We start from the raw sequence: 18481 nt of genomic DNA, 5'->3' as shown, positions 1-18481 counted from the left end.
GAAGATTAGGGGACGAACAACAGAAAAATATATGTCGCAAAAACGACGAGATGCACCAGCCCCGTCATGAGATTCGTGCGGCCGGCGCCGAAGCTTACAACGCTGAGCAGCAATGTCAGCAGCAGCAAGACGGTGTCGCGCTTTTCGAGACCGAAGACGATGTCCCGGTCCGTTGCGACGCTCAGCAGCGCCACGGCGGGAACGGTGAGCCCGATCGTCGCGACGACAGAACCGAGCGCGCCGTTGAGGCTTGTCTGAATCGCGTTACGGGTCGCGGCGCGGATCGAGTTCATCGATTCGGGAAGCAGGACCAGCATCGCCACGGCCGCGCCGGTCACCCGGTTCACGTCGTCGACGCCTCCCCAGCGAAGCGCCTCTTCAAGACCGGGTATGACGCGCTCCGCGAGAAGCGAGACTCCAAGCAGGCTGGCGCCCAGTCCCACAATTGCGAAGATCGTCACCGCGCGCGACGGCTTCGCCTCGCCGTGGCCCACGGCGGCGACATGCACGTCGATGAAGTAGGATCGATGCCGCACCGTCTGAATGAAGAGAAACGCGCCGTAGAGCAGCACCGACAGAACGCTGATGAAAATGAGCTGAATCGTGGACAGAGTAGGTCCGTAGCTCGACGTCGTATAATCGGGCAGAACGAGCGTAAGAATCGAAAGGGCGATAAGGATGGCCAGATAGGCGCTGGTCGCCATCGGCTGGATTTCCTGCTCGTGGTGACGGAAGCCGCCGAGCAGAAGGCAGAGGCCGACAAGGCCGTTGCAGACGATGATGATCGCGGAGAACACCGCCTCGCGCGCTTCGGTCGGATCCTCTTCGCCATATTCGACCATCGAGGCCATGATCGCGACCTCGATGATTGTCACGGCGATGGTGAGCACAAGCGTCCCATAGGGCTCGCCCGTCTTGGCGCCGAGAATTTCGGCGTGCTGCAAGGCGGCGAAGACGGCCCCGATCAACAAGACCGCTGCAAGGGTCGGCGGAACGAAATCGACGGACGCCGGAATTAGCGCGATCCAGCGCTCGCCAAACAGAAAGACGCCGGCCAGCCCCAGCGCCAGCGCCGGAAACAGGACCGCGCCAACGGTGATCCTCGCCGCCTGCATGCCGTCCCCTGATCGTCGCAGCCCAAGCTTTGCAGGACTGTGGCCAGACGATCGGGCGGGCGCAAGGCGGCGCTCCGGGGAAATGCGCGCGGGGTCGAGGTTCTACACAGCTCTTTGGTCCGGCCGATCGCCTTTCGCGACGCTTTCCATCCCGGCCGGCGGCGAATAGATCTAGGCGAATGACCGCCCATGCAAATCCACGCGATCTTCCGCCCGAGGAAGACGACGTCTTTGACGCGCCCGACGCCGCCGAAGAGGCGCAGGCGGAGCCGTGCGAGGACGCGGGCGAGACGCCAGAAACGCCCGAGAGCGTCAAACGCGGCGTCGACGTCATCAAGAAGCATTGGCGTCACGCGCCGAACGGGCCCGGCGTCTATCGCATGATCGCCGAAAACGGCGAGGTGCTCTACGTCGGCAAGGCGAAAAACGTGCGCAAGCGCGTCGCGAGCTATACGCGTCTTGCGGGCCACGTGAACCGCATCGCGCGGATGATCTCGGCGACGACGGCGATGGTGTTCATCTCGGTCGAGACCGAAACCGACGCGCTGCTCCTGGAAGCCAATCTCATCAAGCAGATGAAGCCGCGCTTCAACGTGCTGATGCGCGACGACAAATCCTTCCCCTACATTCTGATCGCCAAGGATCATGACGCGCCGCAAATTCTAAAGCACCGGGGCGCCCGCGCACGCAAGGGAGACTATTTCGGTCCCTTCGCCAGCGTCTGGGCGGTCAATCGCGCCTTGAACGCGCTGGAGCGCGCCTTTCTTCTGCGGTCCTGCGCGCAGAGCTTCTATGACAACCGCACGCGTCCGTGCCTGCTCTATCAGATCAAGCGCTGTTCGGGCCCCTGCACCGGCGAAATCTCCATGGAGGATTACGCCGAGCTCGTGCGGGAGGCGCGGGATTTCCTCTCCGGCAAAAGTCGCAAGGTCCGCGAACAGCTGGCGCGCGAAATGACCGAAGCCTCGGAGCGACTGGAGTTTGAGCGCGCGGCGCGGCTGCGCGACCGAATCTCGGCGCTCTCGGCGGTTCAAGGCACACAGGGGATCAATCCGCGCAGCGTCGAGGAAGCCGACGTCTTCGCCATCGCCAAGGACGCCGGACGCTTCTGCGTCGAGGCGTTCTTCTTTCGCGCCTATCAGAACTGGGGCAATCGCTCCTACTTCCCCCGCGCCGACGCGACGCTGTCCGAGGCGGAAGTCCTCGACGCCTTTCTGGCGCAGTTCTACCAGGAGCACCCTTCGGCGCGCTGCGTCTTTCTCTCGCATCCGATCGAGGACGGCGCGCTGCTTGAAGAAGCGCTGACCGCGCGGCTCAGCCGCCGCGTCGAAGTGCTCGCGCCGCAGCGCGGCGAGAAGCGCGAACTCGTCGAGCATGCGCTTCAGAATGCGCGGCAGGCGCTCGGCCGCAAGCTCGCCGAGGACGCAAGCCAGCAGCGCCTGCTCGCGGCGCTTGGCCAGGCTTTTGGTCTGGCCGCCGCGCCGCGGCGTATCGAGGTCTACGACAATTCCCACATCGGCGGCGCGCAGGCGATCGGCGCGATGATCGTCGCCGGGCCGGCCGGATTCATGAAAGCCCACTACCGCACGTTCAACATCAGAAGCGCGGAGATCACGCCGGGAGACGACTTCGGCATGATGCGCGAGGTGCTGACGCGGCGGTTCGCGCGGCTCGCCAAAGAAGGCGAAAAGAGTCAGGACTGCGATGCTTTTCCGGCAAGGCCCGACCTTATTCTGATCGACGGCGGACGCGGGCAGTTCGACGTCGCGCGGGACGTCTTACGTGAACTCGGAGTAGAAGGCGTCGCGATCGCGTCGATCGCCAAGGGCGCCGACCGCAACGCCGGGCGCGAAACGTTTTTCGTCGAAGGTCGCGAGCCGTTCCGCCTGCCGCCGCACGATCCGGCGCTCTACTTTGTGCAGCGCCTGCGCGACGAAGCGCATCGTTTCGCGATCGGCACGCATCGCGCACGGCGCAAGAAGGAATTCATCAAGAATCCGCTCGACGAGATCGCCGGCGTCGGACCGTCGCGCAAACGCGCGCTGCTTCTGGCGTTCGGCTCGGCGAAGGCGGTGTCGAAAGCCGCGCTCTCGGACCTCGAGAAGGTCCCCGGCGTCAACAAGGCGACGGCGCGGCTCGTGTATGAGCATTTTCAGCGCGAGTAGCGCGACGCGCTACTGGCCGCCGCAGGAGACGTCGCCTTCCTGGCAGGTCAACTGGCGCTGCAGCCGTTTCGTCTGCTGCTCGGTCAAATCCTCAAGACATTGCGCCACGACCATGCTGTGAATGCTGCCGTCGATCGTCCCCAGCGTCTCGAATGCGCATTGCGCATCCCGGTAGGCGATCCAGGATTTTTGCGCCGCCCGCAATTTTAACTGCCCCGCCGGGCTGATCTTTTTCAGCAATTTGGCGTAGACGGCGTTGAGTGTCGCGTCGGCCTGCTTGAAATTCTCTCCCGCGCACAGATTGAGGTCCGTCTGAGAGCCGCGGCCGTCGCAGTCCTTCGCGAGCGCCCGGCTCGTCGAATGCGCCAGAACCATAAAAGCCGCGCTGATGGCGGCGGCGCGCCGTAAAGGAAAGCTTCTCATCGACGGATTCACTCCCTTGCGCCATCGCCATTCCCGGTCGGCACGCTATCATGGGTTCGCATGCGAAAAATTTTTTGGCTCCATTATGACGCCTATCTCAAGTTCAACCGCGACGACGGTTGGGCGATCGCGAGCTATATTGCGCTGTCCATCCTGACCTCGCTCTTTCCGTTCCTCATCTTTCTGACGGCGCTTGCGGGCTTTTTCGGCCTGGCGGGCGAAGCGGAGGCCGCGAGAAAACTCCTCTTCGAAACATGGCCGGCGAGCGTCGCGGGGCCGATTTCGGAGCAGATCCGCAATGTGCTGACGCAGCCGCGCGGCGGACTGCTGACCCTGGGCGCGGTCTTCGCCATCTATTTCGCCTCGAGCGGAGTCGAGGCGCTTCGCGTCGCCCTGAACCGCGCCTATGACGTCAAGGAGACGCGCTCCTGGTGGCTCTCGCGTCTGGAATCAATTCTTTACGTCTTTCTCGGCGCGGCGGCGCTTCTCGCCGTCGCCATTCTGCTCGTGCTGGGGCCGCTCGCGTGGACGATTGCGGAACGATATGCGCCGCTCATCGCCCAAGATCTCCAACCGCTCTTCCAACCTGTGCGCTATGGCGTCACCACCGGCCTGTTGGCGATCGCGCTTTTCGCGGCTCACAAGTTCTTGCCTGCGGAACGGCGCAGCTTCAAGGTCATCGCGCCCGGCATCGCGTTGACGATTATCGCGTCGCTCGCGCTCGGCGTCGGCTTCGGCGCCTATCTTGCGCGATACGCCAGCAGCTACATTTCGATGTACGCCGGCCTCGCCTCGATCGTGATCGCCATCGTTTTTCTGCAGATGCTGGCGGCGATCTTCATTTACGGCGCCGAGCTCAATCAGACGGTCGCGGCGGGCGGCAAGAGTCCGGGGAGCCGGGCTTAAGCGCACCTTAACCGAGATTTTTTACGCTGCCCGCATCCGCGCGCCGTTGGCGGCGCTGCGATCAAGCGAGGCTTCACCTCATATGCGCAGCCATGCAAGGGGCCATTTTACCGAGCAGCTTCGCGAGTTTGCGGCGCGGAGGCTGGCGGAAATCCTGGGCGCCGCCTTGCTCGTGAGCGCCGGCGCGCTGACGCTGGCGCTCGTCAGCTGGTCCGCCCGCGATCCGTCGCTCAACCACGCGACCTCGGGCCACGTCCGCAATCTGCTCGGCGGACCGGGCGCGATCGTCTCCGATCTGCTGATGCAGCTCGTCGGCTTCGGCGCCATCGCCGCCATCGTGCCGATCGCGACCCAGGGATTGCGTCTCATGAGACGCCGCCGGATCGGCCGCGTGATGCTGCGCGTCGGGCTCTGCGTCCTCGGCGTTTTCGCAACCGCCGCGACCGCGTCGCTTCTGCCCGCGACGGAGCGCTGGCCGCTGCCCACCGGCCTCGGCGGCGTCGCCGGCGACGCCATCCTTGCTGTGCCGCGGTTGATCTTCGCCGGCTCAGGCGTCCTGACCGCGCTTTTCGGCGTCGGCGCCGCTCTCATCGCGATCCTCGCCGTGACCGGCGCGGCCGGACTGGGCTTCGAGTCCGAAGCGGAGATGCGCAGCCGGTCCGCTGAAGACGACGCGACGATTCGTCCGGGCGCCGATGATGACGAGGACGCCGGCGGCGAGCCTGGCGTCGCGTTGATCTCGCTCGGCGCGCTCATTCATCTTGGACTGGCGTCGAAAGCCTGGATGCTGCGCGCCGCCGCAAGGTTCAGACGTCGCGCCGCGACGACGGACCGGCCGCCGCCGCCGCGCTATCCGCGCGTCGAGCCGACCTTCGAGGACCTGGACCTTTACCCTACCTTTCCGCCGCCGCGGCCCCACGATCTCGACGACCCGCCCTATGCGCCCGCGGCCGCTCCCCCTGCGCCCCGCAAGACCCGTGCGCCCGCCCGCACCGCGCAGCCCCGCTTCAATACGCGCTATGAGACGCCGTCCCTGACCCTTCTCGCCGAGCCGAAGAAACAGCCGAGCGGCGTCAAGCTCCCGCAGGAGGCGCTCGAGCACAATGCGCGTCTGCTTGAGGGCGTGCTCGAGGATTTTTCCGTCAAGGGCGACATCATCAACGTCCGCCCCGGGCCCGTGGTCACGCTCTATGAACTGGAGCCCGCGCCCGGCATCAAGAGTTCGCGGGTCATCGGCCTCGCCGACGACATCGCCCGCTCGATGTCCGCCATCTCCGCCCGCGTCGCCGTCGTGTCGGGGCGCAACGCCATCGGCATCGAACTGCCGAACCAGCGTCGCGAGATGGTCTATCTGCGCGAGCTCATCGCCTGCGAGGATTTCGTCCGCTCCAACCACAAGCTCGCCATCGCGCTCGGCAAGACGATCGGCGGCGAGCCGGTGATCGTCGATCTCGCCCGAATGCCGCATCTCCTGGTCGCCGGCACCACCGGCTCCGGCAAGTCGGTCGCGATCAACACCATGATCCTGTCGCTGCTCTATCGCTTAAAGCCCGAAGAGTGCCGGCTGATCATGGTCGATCCGAAAATGCTGGAGCTCTCCGTCTACGACAATATTCCCCATCTCCTTACGCCCGTCGTCACCGACCCGAAAAAGGCGGTCGTGGCGCTCAAATGGGCGGTGCGCGAGATGGAGGACCGCTACAAGAAAATGTCGAAGCTCGGCGTGCGCAACATCGATGGCTACAACGCCCGCGTCGCCGACGCGCAGGCCAAAGGCGAGACGATCACCCGCACCGTGCAGACCGGATTCGACCGCGAGACCGGCGAAGCGATCTTCGAACATGAAGAGATGCAGCTGACCTCGCTGCCCTACATCGTCGTCATCGTCGACGAGATGGCCGATCTCATGCTCGTCGCCGGCAAGGACATCGAGGGCGCGATCCAGCGACTCGCGCAGATGGCCCGCGCCGCGGGCATCCATCTGATCATGGCGACGCAGCGCCCCTCGGTCGACGTCATCACCGGCACGATCAAGGCCAACTTCCCGACGCGCATCTCCTTCCAGGTGACGTCGAAAATCGATAGCCGCACAATCTTGGGCGAACAGGGCGCCGAACAACTGCTCGGCCAAGGCGACATGCTTTACATGGCCGGCGGCGGCCGCATCTCGCGCGTGCATGGGCCTTTCGTTTCCGACCGCGAGGTCGAGGACATCGTCGCCCATGTGAAGACGCAGGGCGCGCCGCAATATCTCGACGCCATCACCTCCGAAGACGACGTCGGCGAGGACGGCGAAGCGCCCCTGCCCGGCTCGATGGACGCGGAGGAAGGCGGCGACCTTTACGACCGCGCCGTCAATATCGTGCTGCGCGACAAGAAGTGCTCGACGAGCTACATCCAGCGCCGCCTCTCGGTCGGCTACAACAAGGCCGCTTCGCTCGTCGAGCGCATGGAGCAGGAAGGCGTCGTCTCCGCCCCGAACCACGCCGGCAAGCGCGAAATTCTCGTCGGCGGCGGCGTCGATCGCGGCGCCTTCGATATCGAGGCGGCGGAGTAAGGCTTCGCCCCCAATTCCGCCAACTTATGCTAGGAAGACGGCGACAGCTTCCCAGAATCGGAACCCGCCGTGACATACGTTCGCTTTGCCGCCCTGCTCGCCGCGCTTTCATTCGCCGTCCCGGCCGCCGCCGCGACGATCGCGCGCGCCGCGCCGCCGTCGCAGGGAAGCGTTTCGGCGGGCGCCGAGAACAAGGCGGCCGAGGCGAAGCCAGCCGGAGCGAACCCCACCGAAGCAAGGCCCAAATCGGCTGAGGTCAAGGCTGAGGACGAGAAGAGCGTCGACCCCAAGCCCGTGACCGTCAAGCCCGCGCCCGCCAAGCCCGGCGAGGCGAAGCCCGCAGACCCGATCGGGAAGAAGAGCGCCAAGCCGACCGCGCAGGGACCAGCCTCCGCCGCCGCCACGATCGCGCCTGCGCCCGCGCCGGAGCCGGAGAAACCGCTCACCCGCGCCGAGGCGGTCAAGCGCGCCAACGCCTTTTTCAACGCCTCGCCGGTGATGACCGCCGATTTCGTGCAGATCGGCGGCGACGGCAAGCGCTCGGAAGGCAGGCTGCATGTGCAGCGCGCCGGCCGCGTTCGCTTCGAATACGCCCAGCCGGCGACGATGGAGGTCGTCGCCGACGGCGCGCAGGTCGCGGTGCGCGACCGCAAGCTCAATACCCAGGATCTCTATTTCATCACCCAGACGCCGCTCAAATTCCTCATGAAGGATAAGATCGACCTCGAAAAGGACGTCACCGTCGAGGATGTGAAGATCGATGATTCCGGCGTCACCATCGCCATCGAGGACAAGGCGACCTTCGGCGGCACGTCGCATGTGCGTTTGATCTTCGACCCCAAGACCTTCAAATTGAAGCAGTGGCAGGTGAAGGACCCGCAGGGCTATGAGACCCTGATCTCGGTCTTCAACATTGATCAGGCGAAAGTGCCGGATCCGACGCTGTTCAAAATCAACAAATAAGCCGTTGCCGACGGCGGACGCGATTTCGACCGCGATCCCCTATCTGGCGCTGGGTCTGCTCTGCGCCACGGGCGGCGGCGAGCTGTTCGTGCGCGGCACGGTCGGGATCGCCCGCGCCGCCCGCGTCGCGCCCAGCGTCATCGCCGCGACCGTGGCCGCTTTCGCCACATCAAGCCCGGAATTGACCGTCGCCATCCAGTCGGCGCTGGCGGGAGAGCCGGAAATCTCCTTGGGCGACGCGCTCGGCAGCAATGTCGCCAATTTGGCGCTGATCTTCGGCGTCGCTCAGCTCTTTGGGCCGCTCGCCATCATTCGCGCCCAGGCGACGCGGAATTTCGCCGCCGCCGCCGCGGCGCCTTTAGCGCTCAGCGTCATGCTGATCGATGGATCGCTGTCTCGTCTGGAGGCCGCGATCCTCTTGGGCGGCTTCGCGCTATGGTTCGTGAGAGTCACGCTGGAGGCGCTCGAGGAGCGGCGCTTAGCCCCGGCGCCGCAGGAGACCTCTTCAGGCTTCACGCGCGCTCTTGTCGAGACCTCGATCGGACTCGGACTATTGATCGCCGCCGGAAGTCTCATTGTCTTTGGCGCAAGCGGAATCGCCAGGCGCTTTGGGCTGAGCGATTTCATCGTCGGCGCGACTCTGGTCGCGGTGGGCACCTCGACGCCCGAACTCGCCACTGCGCTGATGGCGCGCATTCGCCGACAGGACGACGTCGGCTTTGGCGCCCTGCTCGGCAGCAATATCTTCAACGGGCTGTTCATCATCGGCGTGGCTGGCGCCATCACGCCGATCCAGACGTCCGAGATTGAAGCCGCGCCGGCGCTCATCGCCGGCTTGATCGCGCTCGCGCTGTTTATCCGCCGCGCAGCGGCGTCTACCGTCCGTGGCGCGGCGTCGCGCTGCTCGCCGTCTACGCAGGCTATTTGACGGCGGCGATCGCCTCGGGGAACTAAGCCGCCTTTTTCTTTGGCGCGAGCAGCTTGCGGTTCAGCAGCGTTTCGGCGATCTGAATGGCGTTGAGCGCGGCGCCCTTGCGCAGATTGTCGGAGACGCACCACAGCACGAGACCATTATCGACGGTCGGATCTTCGCGGATGCGCGAAACATAGGTCGCGTCTTCGCCCGCCGCCTCATGCGGCGTGATGTAGCCGCCCGCCTCGCGCTTGTCGATCACCAGCACGCCGGGCGCCGCGCGCAAAATATTGCGCGCCTCGTCCGCCGAGATCGGCTTTTCGAATTCGATGTTCACCGCTTCCGAATGGCCGATGAAGACCGGCACGCGCACGCAGGTGGCGACAAGCTTGATCCTGGGATCGAGGATCTTCTTTGTCTCCGCGACCATCTTCCACTCTTCCTTGGTGAAGCCGTCCTCCATGAAGACGTCGATGTGCGGAATCAGATTGAAGGCGATGCGCTTGGGAAATTTCTTCGCTTCAACGGGGTTGGCGACGAACACCGAACGGGTCTGCGCGAAGAGTTCGTCCATGCCCTCCTTGCCCGCGCCGGAGACCGACTGATAGGTCGAGACGACGACGCGCTTGATCGTCGCCGCGTCATGCAGCGGCTTCAACGCCACGACGAGTTGCGCCGTCGAGCAGTTCGGATTGGCGATGATGTTCTTCTTGGCGAATCCGCCGGCGGCGCCGGCGTTCACCTCGGGCACCACCAGCGGCACATCCGGATCCATGCGCCAGGCAGAGGAATTGTCGATGACGACGCAGCCCTGCGCGCCGATCCTCGGCGCCCATTCCTTCGCGACCGATCCGCCCGCGGACATGAGACAGATGTCGACGTCGGAGAAGTCATAGGAGTCGAGCGCCTTGCACTTCAGCGTCCTGTCGCCGAAGGAGACTTCCGTGCCGATCGAGCGCGATGACGCCAGCGCGACGACTTCCGAAACCGGGAAGCGGCGTTCGGCGAGAATATCGAGCATCTCGCGGCCTACGTTGCCCGTAGCGCCGACGACCGCGACCTTATACGCCATGATCAAACTCCAGCCGGCGAACGCCGGCGCCTGAGATTTTTAGAATGGGAGGCCGACGGACATATTCCCCGACGGCGAAACGCCAATAGGCAATCCGCCCTTTGGGAGGCTCGACTTCTCTTCTTCCTTCGGCCTTCCGCCGGGGGGCGCCTTGCCCGGCGACCATCCTTCCAGCTCGCCGAACTGGCGGTTGCCGGCGCCTCCCTGCTGCTGCTGGCCGGCGCCGGCGCGCGGGGACTGCTGCGCTTTCGCTCGCTTGGCTTTCGGCGGCGTCGTTACGGACCCCGAAGCGTCCGGCGCTCCCCGATCGACCTGAAGCTGCTGCGCCGAGCCGACCTGGGGCCCGGCCGCGATCAGGAAAGCGGCGCAGAGAAGCGGGCGGAATGAAAGACGAGCGCAGGTCGACATGGCGCAGATCTCCGAAGACGTTTGTTCCGTCCTAAACCGGCGGCGCGGCGGGATCAAGGCGGCGCGCTCAGCGCGATTCCGCCTCGTCCTGGGCGATCGCCATGTTTTTGAGTTCGGCGATCGCCTTGGCCGGCGACAGGCACTTCGGGCAGACCTGGGTGCAATTCATGATCGTGTGGCAGCGGTAGAGGCGGAAGACGTCGTCGACATAGGAGACGCGATCCCTCGTCGCTTCATCGCGCGAATCCTGCACCCAGCGGAACGCCTGCAGCAGCGCCGCGGGACCCAGGAAGCGATCGGCGTTCCACCAATAGCTCGGACAGGCGGTCGAGCAGCAGGCGCACAGGATGCATTCATAGAGCCCGTCGAGCTTGGCGCGCTCTTCCGGCGACTGCCGCCGCTCCTTCTCGGGGGCGGGTCCGGCCCGCAGCCACGGCTGAATCGCCGCATATTGCTCATAGAAGATCGTCAGATCGGGCACGAGGTCCTTGACCACCGCCATATGCGGCAGCGGATAGATTTTGATCGGACCGTCGATGTCGTCCATGCCTTTAGTGCAGGCGAGCGTGTTCAGCCCGCCGATGTTCATCGAACACGAGCCGCAAATGCCCTCGCGGCAGGAGCGACGGAAGGCCAGCGTCGGATCGATCCTGTTCTTGATCCAGATCAGCGCGTCGAGAACCATCGGCCCGCAGTCGTCGGCGTCGATGAAATAGGTGTCGATGCGCGGATTGGCGCCGTCGTCGGGGTCCCATCGATAGATGCGCAATTCGCGGACGCGCTCGGCCCCTTCGGGCCTGGGCCAGGTCTTGCCTTCGGCGACGACGGAGTTTTTGGGGAGGGTGAATTCGACCATCTTAATACACCCGCGCCTTCGGCTCGACGTAAGCGACCTCATTGGTCATCGTGTAGCTATGCACCGGGCGATAATCGATGGAGGTGGTCTTCCTCTCGCGATCAATCGTCGCCAGCGAATGCTTCATCCAGTTCTTGTCGTCGCGCTCCGGGAAATCCTCGCGCGCATGCGCGCCGCGCGATTCCGTGCGGTTGGCGGCGCTCTCCATCGTCGTGACCGCCTGCACGATGAGATTGTCGTATTCGAGCGTCTCGATGAGATCGGAGTTCCAGATCAGCGAGCGATCGGCGATCTTGACGTCGGCGCCGTCGCGCCAGACGGCGTTGATCTGTTCGACGCCTTCGGCGAGGACTTCGCCGGTGCGATAGACGGCGCAGTGCGCCTGCATCGTGCGCTGCATCCTGTCGCGCAAGACCGCGGTGGGCGTGGAGCCGTCGGCGTTGCGGAAAAAATCGAGCCGCGACAGCGCGAGATCGGCCGAATCCGCCGGCAGTTCCGGCTGCGCATCGTTCGGTTTGATGAGTTCGGCGGCGCGCTGCGCCGCGGCGCGGCCGAAGACCACGAGATCAATGAGCGAATTCGAGCCGAGGCGATTGGCGCCATGCACCGAGACGCAGGCCGCCTCGCCAAGCGCCATCAGACCCGGCACCACCTCGTCGGGATTGCCGTCGCGCTTGCGCAACGCCTCGCCGTGATAATTCGTCGGTATGCCGCCCATGTTGTAATGCACGGTCGGAATGATCGGGATCGGCTGGCGCGTCACGTCGACGCCGGCGAAGATTTTGGCGCTTTCCGAGATGCCCGGCAGACGTTCATGCAGAATCTGCGGATCGAGATGCTCGAGATGCAGATAGGCGTGATCGTGATTCTTGCCGACGCCGCGGCCCTCGCGAACCTCGACGGTGATGGCGCGCGAGACCATGTCGCGGGGCGCGAGATCCTTCACCGAGGGCGCATAGCGCTCCATGAAGCGCTCGCCTTCGCTGTTCGTCAGATAGCCGCCCTCGCCGCGCGCGCCTTCGGTGATCAGGCAGCCCGCGCCATAGATGCCGGTCGGATGAAACTGCACGAACTCCATATCCTGCAGCGGCAGCCCGGCGCGCAGCACCATGGCGTTGCCGTCGCCCGTGCAGGTGTGCGCCGACGTCGCCGAGAGATAGGCGCGGCCGTAGCCGCCCGTCGCCAGCACGGTGAGCGCCGCGCGGAAACGATGGATCGTTCCGTCATCGATCTTCAGGCACACGACGCCGCGACAGGCGCCGTCCCGATCCATGATGAGATCGAGCGCAAAAAATTCGACGAAGAACTTCGTGTCCAGCTTCAGCGCCTGTCCATACATCGTATGGAGCATCGCATGGCCGGTGCGATCGGCGGCCGCGCAGGTGCGCTGCGCCGGCGGGCCCTTGCCGAAATCGGTGGTCATGCCGCCGAACGGACGCTGATAGATCATGCCTTCGTTCGTGCGCGAGAAGGGGACGCCCCAATGCTCCAGCTCATAAACGGCGGGCGGCGCGTTGCGGCACATATATTCGATCGCGTCCTGGTCGCCGAGCCAGTCGGAGCCCTTGACGGTGTCGTACATGTGCCATTTCCAATCGTCCGGCCCCATGTTGCCGAGCGCGGCGGCGATGCCGCCCTGCGCCGCCACGGTGTGCGAACGGGTTGGAAAGACCTTGGTGACGCAGGCGACGTTCAGTCCTGCCTCGGCGCAGCCGACGACGGCGCGAAGTCCCGACCCGCCTGCGCCGACGACGACGACGTCAAAGGTGTGATCGACGATCGCATAGGCCCGACCGCCCACCGACACATTTGATGCAGGACCCGTTGCAATCATCGATTAAGCCTTCTCGAATCTCATTTGCGCCACGCGCGGCGTAGCTGCGTCGTTACAAGACGGGATCGTCGCGATCAAAGCAGCGATGTCGCGCCGCTTCCTGCTCTCGCCTGTCACGTCGACGTCTGTCGATCGCATCGTGCGACTACTTCGGCGCGGCGATGAGGAGGATCGCGACGACCCAAATCGCTGCGATCGCCCGCGACGCCCAAGTGTTGGCGACGATCGCCTGCGCCTTCAACGCTTTGTCGTGCACGTAATCTTCGATGATGTCGTCCATGCCGCGCCGCGCATGGATCATGCCGATGACCCCAAACGCAAGAAGCACGAGCGCGGGAATCGGTCTGCCGATTTCGGCGCGCACGCCTTCGAGCGGCTTGCCGGCAAGTCCCAGAATCCACCAGGCGCTCAGCACGCCAAGCGGGACCAGCGCATAAGACGTCAGCCGCATGAAGCGCGCATGGGGGGAACCGCTATGGTCGGAGACATAGGCGTCGCCGGGTCCGGTTCGACCGCTCTTGAATCTTGTCGCAACCGTCATGAGTCCGCTCCGCTCAGCTCGCCAGCGTCTTGAAGATGAAGACGAGCAGCGTCAGCAGGACGCCGCCGACCAGCGTCCCCTGCGCCAGCAGTTCGCGCCCCTTCACGTCCATGTAAAGGCCGCGATCCCAGAGCGCGTGACGCACGCCGCCAAGCAGATGATGAAAAATCGCCCAAACGACCATCAGCACCAGCAGATTGCCGATGAAGCCCGACGCGATCCAGGAAACGGCGGAGAAGACGCCGCCGCCGATCGCCGCGCCGAGCAGGAACAGCGCCAGAAGCGCCATGCCGACGTAAAGCCCCGCGCCGGTGATTCGATGCGCGATCGACATCATCATCGTCAGGATGGGCTTGAAGATCGTCAGATGGGGCGACAGCGGCCGCCGCGCGGCGAGCCTGTTTGTATCGGCGTCGGCCATGTAGAACCCTCTCGCGTGCGGCCGATTTCTTTCTCGGAACGCTTCCAAGCAGATAATTCAATTGTTGCGGCGCCGCAACCAAAAGCGATCGAACAGGCGCGCCGCAACACGCAAGAGCCCCGTTTTCGGGGCTCTTGCCGCGCGCGTTCATAGCATTTGGATTCAGTAGTTCGCCATGGCCGGTCCGGCAGGCGCGAGCATCCAGTTGAAGCGGTAGTTGACGCCGGCGCGCACAGTATTGAGATGCGCGCGCTGCCGGGTTTCGACGATGAAGGGCGCAATGTAGATCGGGTCGTAATTCGCGCCGATGTCTGTGTAGAGATATTCGACCTTCGCCGACCAGTTCGGCAGGAAAGCGTATTCGAGCCCGCCGCCCGCCGTCCAACCGGTTCCCGCGCGGACCTGAGAGCCAAGCCAGCCGTAGTTGAGACGCAGGTCGCCATAGGCGAAGCCGCCGGTGCCGTAAAGGAACAGCTGCGCGTTCAAGATCGACACGCCCGCCCGCCCGCGCACCGTGCCGAACCAGTCGACGCTGCGGCCCCAACCGCCTCCAACGCCCGACCCTTGAAAATCGGTTTCAAGCCCTGCCGCCAGAAGTGGCGTGAATTGATAATTGTAGCCGATCTGGGCGCCGCCGATGACGCCGCCCGTGTTCGACGCCCCTGTGGAAAACAGCCACCTGGAGTCGTCCCGGTCGAGCCAGCCGCCGCCGAGATTGAGGCCGGCGTAGAGCCCCGTCCAGGTGAGCATTGGCGGCGGCGGAATATAGGCCGGCGGCGGCTCCATGCGCGAAGGCAGGTCTGCGGCCGAGGCCGACAGAGCGGCCAGGGATGTCGCGACGGCGACGCCGAAAGCTCGTTTTTTCATTAGAACCTCGATGGTGCGTTCTTGAAACGCCAGCGCCCCCGCCCGGTTTTTGAAATCAATGGTCGACAATGGCGCAATTGCGAAAATTTATCGTTCGTTTTCAATGTTTAATCGACAGGCTTAGCTATTCGTTAACGGGCCCCAATTCCGCCGCGAAGTTCTTAACGCGCCCGCTCAACCCGGCCTGTGGGGCCGCCCGATCCGACGGCCGCCCGCCGCGAATCCGGCGAGCGCCAGCGACGCGCAAAGCGCGCCCGCCCAGAAGGCGGCCTGGGGACCGAAGGCGTCCCAGAGCGCGCCGGCGCCGGCGCTCGCGGCGAGCAGCGCCAAGCCGCTTGTCAGGTTGAACACGCCGAAGGCCGAGCCGCGCAGCGCGAGCGGCGCGACATCGGCGACGAGCGTAGCCAGGAGACCTTGGGTGAGGCCCATGTGCAGGCCCCAAAGCGCCACGCCCAGCCAAACGAGCGGCAAATGCTCTGCAACCGCCAAGGCGGCGTCGGCGGCGATCAGCGCGACAAGGCCCGCCATCAGCGGCGTCTTGCGATCGCCCCGATCCGAGAAGGCGCCCACAGGAAAGGAGGCGCCGGCGTAGACGACATTCATCGCGACGAGCGCCAGCGGCGCGAGCGCCACCGGCAGACCGACGTCGCGCGCTTTCAGGATCAGAAAAGCCTCGGAAAAACGCGCCAAACTGAAGACGACGCCGATCGCCACAACGATCCAGAAGGGGCCGCCGAGCCGGCGGATTTCATCGATGTGCAGCGGAAAACGCGCCGGCCGCGGCGGGCGGGAGGCTTCCGGCTCGCGCACGCCGAGCGCCAGAACCGCAACGGCGAGCGCCGCCGGAATCGTCGCGATCCAGAACACGAAAGGGATGCTGTTGGCCGAGAACCACATCGCGGCCACAGCGACCGCCGGCCCGAGAAAGGCGCCGATCGTATCGAGCGACTGGCGAAGCCCGAAGGCCGCGCCGCGGACGGAGGCCGGCGCGAGATCGGCGACAAGCGCGTCGCGCGGCGCCCCGCGTATGCCCTTGCCGACGCGGTCGATGAAGCGGGCGGCCATGACCCAGGCGACATTCGGCGCCAGCGGAAACATCGGCTTGGTCAACGCCGCAAGCCCATAGCCGATGATGGCCAGCTGCTTGCGCCGTCCGAACCAGTCCGACAGCGCGCCCGAAAAAATCTTGACGACCGAGGCGGTCGCCTCGGCGACGCCTTCGATGATTCCGACTTCGGCCATCGAGGCGCCCATCGCCCCGACGAGATAGATCGGCAGCAGCGCATGGATCATCTCGGAAGAAAAATCCATGAGCAGCGACACGAGTCCGAGCGCCCAGACGCCGGACGGTATGGCGCGCAGACGGGAGCGGGCGCTGAAATCCTTCATGAAGTGATTCGGCTCGCGCGAAACCCTCTCCCGGAGAGAGAGGGTCGGTCCGATGGACCGGGGTGAGGGGCCGCTCGCTTCGCTTGCAGTCAATGTGAGCGGCGCGCCACTGCGTTACGCAAACCCTTGCAGCGCGGCAACCCCTCTCCCGGTTGCTCCGCAACCACCCTCTCCCGATGGGAGAGGGTTGGCGCGCGGAAACCCTCTCCCTGTGGGAGAGGGTCGGTCTGCAGGACCGGGGTGAGGGGTTACGATTTCGCCAATATAGGCGCGACGAATCCGACAAAGCGTCGCCAATATTCGTCCGAGAGAGCCCCCTCTCCCGGTTGCTTCGCAGCCACCCTCTCCCGATGGGAGAGGGTTGCGCGCCGCTACGCCTTCAGCGCCTGCGCCAGCCGGGCGATCCCGGTCTCGATCTCTTTTTCGGTGAGCGCGACGAAGCCCAGCATCAGCAGCCGATCGCCGCCATTGACGTCGTCGAAGCGCAGCGCCGAGCCCGTCGCCAGCGAACAGACGCCGACGCCCGCGGCGACGCCTCTCTTCTCCACCTCGGCGGCGTCCGGAAAACCGTCCGGCAGCTTCCAGACGAGATGCATGCCGGCCTGGTCGCCGTAGATCTCGCAGGCGCCGAAGTGATTGCGCAGCGCGCCCAGCAGCGCGTCGCGCCGATCGCGATAGAGCTGGCGGATGCGCCGCAAATGACGCCCGAATTCGCCGCTCGACATGAAATCCGCCATCGCCGCCTGTTCCAGCCAGCTTTGGCCATTGTTCATCAACATTTTCATGCGCCGGCCGGCTTCGGCGAGACGGCGGGGCAGCACGACATAGCCAAGCCGCAGTCCGGGACCCATGCACTTGGAGAAGGTGCCGAGGTAGATGACGCGCTCGTTGCGATCGAGCCCCTTCAGCGCCGTCAGCGGCGAACCGATAAACCGGAAGTCGCTGTCATAGTCGTCTTCCATGATGTAGGCGTCGTATTGCGTCGCCCAGGCGAGAAGCTCGAGCCGGCGCTGCAGGCTCATGGTCACGCCGATCGGATATTGATGCGACGGCGTCACATAGGCGACGGCGCCCCTGGTTTTCGGCAATCGCGACACGTCGAGCCCGTCCTGGTCCACGGGCACGGGGTGAAGCGTCGCCCCAAGGCTTTCGAGCACGAAGGCGGCGCCCTGATAGCAGGGCGACTCGACGACGGCGGTGGACCCGGGCGTCACGAGCAGGCGGCCGACCAGATTGAAGCCGTCCTGGCAGCCGCCGACGATGACGATCTGTTCCGGATCGGCGACGACGCCGCGCGCCGGCGCGAGATGTTTGGCGATCGCGCGCCGCAGCTCCATCAGTCCTGCGGCGTCATTATAGCTCGTGAGATTGGCGCCGACCGCCTTCAGCCGATTCTTGATGTGGTGCGACCAGGCCTTGAGCGGAAAGGATCGCGCGTCCGGCCGGCCCACCCAGAAATCGGCGGCGAGACGGCGGCGCTCCGGGTCGGCGAGGCGATGGGTGCGCAACGCGCCGCAAGCCGCCGGAACGTCGATCGCGGCCCCCTGCTCTTCCGTCTGCGGCGTGCGTTGATCGGCCGACAGAAACGCCGTGTCCGGCAGATCCGGCGAAACGAAGGTGCCGACGTAAGGCTTCGTGCGGATATAGCCTTCCGCGATCAGCCGCTCATAGGCCAGCACGGCCGTGTTGCGTGAGACCCCAAGCTGGCTGCTCAGCTCACGGGTGGTCGGCATCGGATCGTCGCATTTGAGCTGACCGCTGAGGATCATCGAGCGGATCTGATCGAAGATCTGGTTCTGCAGAGTATTCTTGTCTGACTCAGCCAGAGTGATCGACAGTTGCACATGCCCGCTCTTAACGATGGGCGCTGGACGATCCGTGGTCGTGAAGGTCATCGCTGCAATCTCCCTGGGCGCAAGCTAATGCGCTTTCAACCATGCCGCATAGGTCCACAGGCGAGGTAAGCATTGGCGCCAACTTTGGCAGGACTGCAGGCGAGGACGCCAGCCAGAGAGGAGAACTGTTTTTATCTGGCGCCATCAGGTTGCTTG

Annotated in this window: 16 protein-coding genes; 5 read left to right on the top strand and 11 right to left on the bottom strand. The window is 65.0% G+C overall.

All coding sequences use genetic code 11. The features are described from left to right. Positions 1-5: 5 nt before the first annotated feature. Positions 6-1115, bottom strand: a complete 1110-nt coding sequence (locus BN69_RS16100) for a calcium:cation antiporter (protein WP_014892706.1) — start codon at positions 1113-1115, stop codon at positions 6-8. A gap of 179 nt (positions 1116-1294) precedes the next feature. Between BN69_RS16100 and uvrC the strand changes: the two genes are divergently transcribed. Next, complete coding sequence (gene uvrC / locus BN69_RS16095; protein WP_014892705.1) at positions 1295-3280, top strand: excinuclease ABC subunit UvrC; 1986 nt, start codon at positions 1295-1297, stop codon at positions 3278-3280. A gap of 9 nt (positions 3281-3289) precedes the next feature. On the opposite strand, the gene BN69_RS16090 is transcribed toward uvrC, so the two are convergent. Beyond that, positions 3290-3703, bottom strand: coding sequence for a lysozyme inhibitor LprI family protein (locus BN69_RS16090; protein WP_014892704.1), 414 nt, complete (start codon positions 3701-3703; stop codon positions 3290-3292). Between the two features lie 60 nt (positions 3704-3763). Between BN69_RS16090 and BN69_RS16085 the strand changes: the two genes are divergently transcribed. The 4 genes from BN69_RS16085 to BN69_RS16070 all read left to right on the top strand — a co-directional run bounded on the left by BN69_RS16085 (position 3764) and on the right by BN69_RS16070 (position 9057). Continuing rightward, positions 3764-4609 (top strand): YihY/virulence factor BrkB family protein, encoded by an 846-nt coding sequence (locus BN69_RS16085; protein ID WP_014892703.1) that lies wholly within the window; start codon positions 3764-3766, stop codon positions 4607-4609. An 82-nt stretch (positions 4610-4691) separates the two neighbouring features. After that, positions 4692-7166, top strand: coding sequence for a DNA translocase FtsK (locus BN69_RS16080; protein ID WP_014892702.1), 2475 nt, complete (start codon positions 4692-4694; stop codon positions 7164-7166). Positions 7167-7235: 69 nt separating this feature from the next. Further along, positions 7236-8129 (top strand): outer-membrane lipoprotein carrier protein LolA, encoded by an 894-nt coding sequence (locus tag BN69_RS16075; RefSeq protein ID WP_014892701.1) that lies wholly within the window; start codon positions 7236-7238, stop codon positions 8127-8129. 4 nt (positions 8130-8133) lie between these two features. Next, entirely contained in the window at positions 8134-9057 is a 924-nt protein-coding gene (locus BN69_RS16070) for a sodium:calcium antiporter (RefSeq protein WP_014892700.1), read from the top strand. A 22-nt stretch (positions 9058-9079) separates the two neighbouring features. Here the strand turns inward: BN69_RS16070 and BN69_RS16065 are convergent, their stop codons facing one another. The 9 genes from BN69_RS16065 to pdxR all read right to left on the bottom strand — a co-directional run bounded on the left by BN69_RS16065 (position 9080) and on the right by pdxR (position 18325). After that, entirely contained in the window at positions 9080-10114 is a 1035-nt protein-coding gene (locus tag BN69_RS16065; protein ID WP_014892699.1) for an aspartate-semialdehyde dehydrogenase, read from the bottom strand. 39 nt (positions 10115-10153) lie between these two features. Continuing rightward, the gene (locus BN69_RS16060; RefSeq protein WP_014892698.1) at positions 10154-10522 is read right to left on the bottom strand and encodes a hypothetical protein; all 369 of its coding nucleotides are present in this window, start codon (positions 10520-10522) and stop codon (positions 10154-10156) included. A 67-nt stretch (positions 10523-10589) separates the two neighbouring features. Continuing rightward, complete coding sequence (locus BN69_RS16055; protein ID WP_014892697.1) at positions 10590-11378, bottom strand: succinate dehydrogenase iron-sulfur subunit; 789 nt, start codon at positions 11376-11378, stop codon at positions 10590-10592. Between the two features lies 1 nt (position 11379). Next, a complete protein-coding gene (gene sdhA, locus BN69_RS16050) occupies positions 11380-13212 on the bottom strand; it encodes a succinate dehydrogenase flavoprotein subunit (protein WP_014892696.1) in 1833 nt (610 codons plus the stop codon). A gap of 145 nt (positions 13213-13357) precedes the next feature. Further along, entirely contained in the window at positions 13358-13753 is a 396-nt protein-coding gene (gene sdhD / locus BN69_RS16045; protein WP_014892695.1) for a succinate dehydrogenase, hydrophobic membrane anchor protein, read from the bottom strand. A 13-nt stretch (positions 13754-13766) separates the two neighbouring features. Beyond that, complete coding sequence (gene sdhC / locus BN69_RS16040) at positions 13767-14174, bottom strand: succinate dehydrogenase, cytochrome b556 subunit (RefSeq protein WP_014892694.1); 408 nt, start codon at positions 14172-14174, stop codon at positions 13767-13769. Positions 14175-14336: 162 nt separating this feature from the next. Further along, positions 14337-15041, bottom strand: a complete 705-nt coding sequence (locus BN69_RS16035) for an outer membrane protein (protein WP_041927480.1) — start codon at positions 15039-15041, stop codon at positions 14337-14339. 174 nt (positions 15042-15215) lie between these two features. Further along, on the bottom strand, positions 15216-16430 hold the full coding sequence (locus tag BN69_RS16030) for an MFS transporter (protein WP_014892692.1): 1215 nt from the start codon (positions 16428-16430) through the stop codon (positions 15216-15218). A gap of 371 nt (positions 16431-16801) precedes the next feature. Continuing rightward, positions 16802-18325, bottom strand: a complete 1524-nt coding sequence (gene pdxR / locus BN69_RS16025) for a MocR-like pyridoxine biosynthesis transcription factor PdxR (protein WP_014892691.1) — start codon at positions 18323-18325, stop codon at positions 16802-16804. Positions 18326-18481 lie beyond the last annotated feature (156 nt).

This window comes from Methylocystis sp. SC2 (assembly GCF_000304315.1).
Taxonomy (GTDB): Bacteria; Pseudomonadota; Alphaproteobacteria; order Rhizobiales; family Beijerinckiaceae; genus Methylocystis.
The sequence above is the reverse complement of the archived record's forward strand: the minus strand, read 5'-3'. Positions and strand labels throughout refer to the sequence as shown.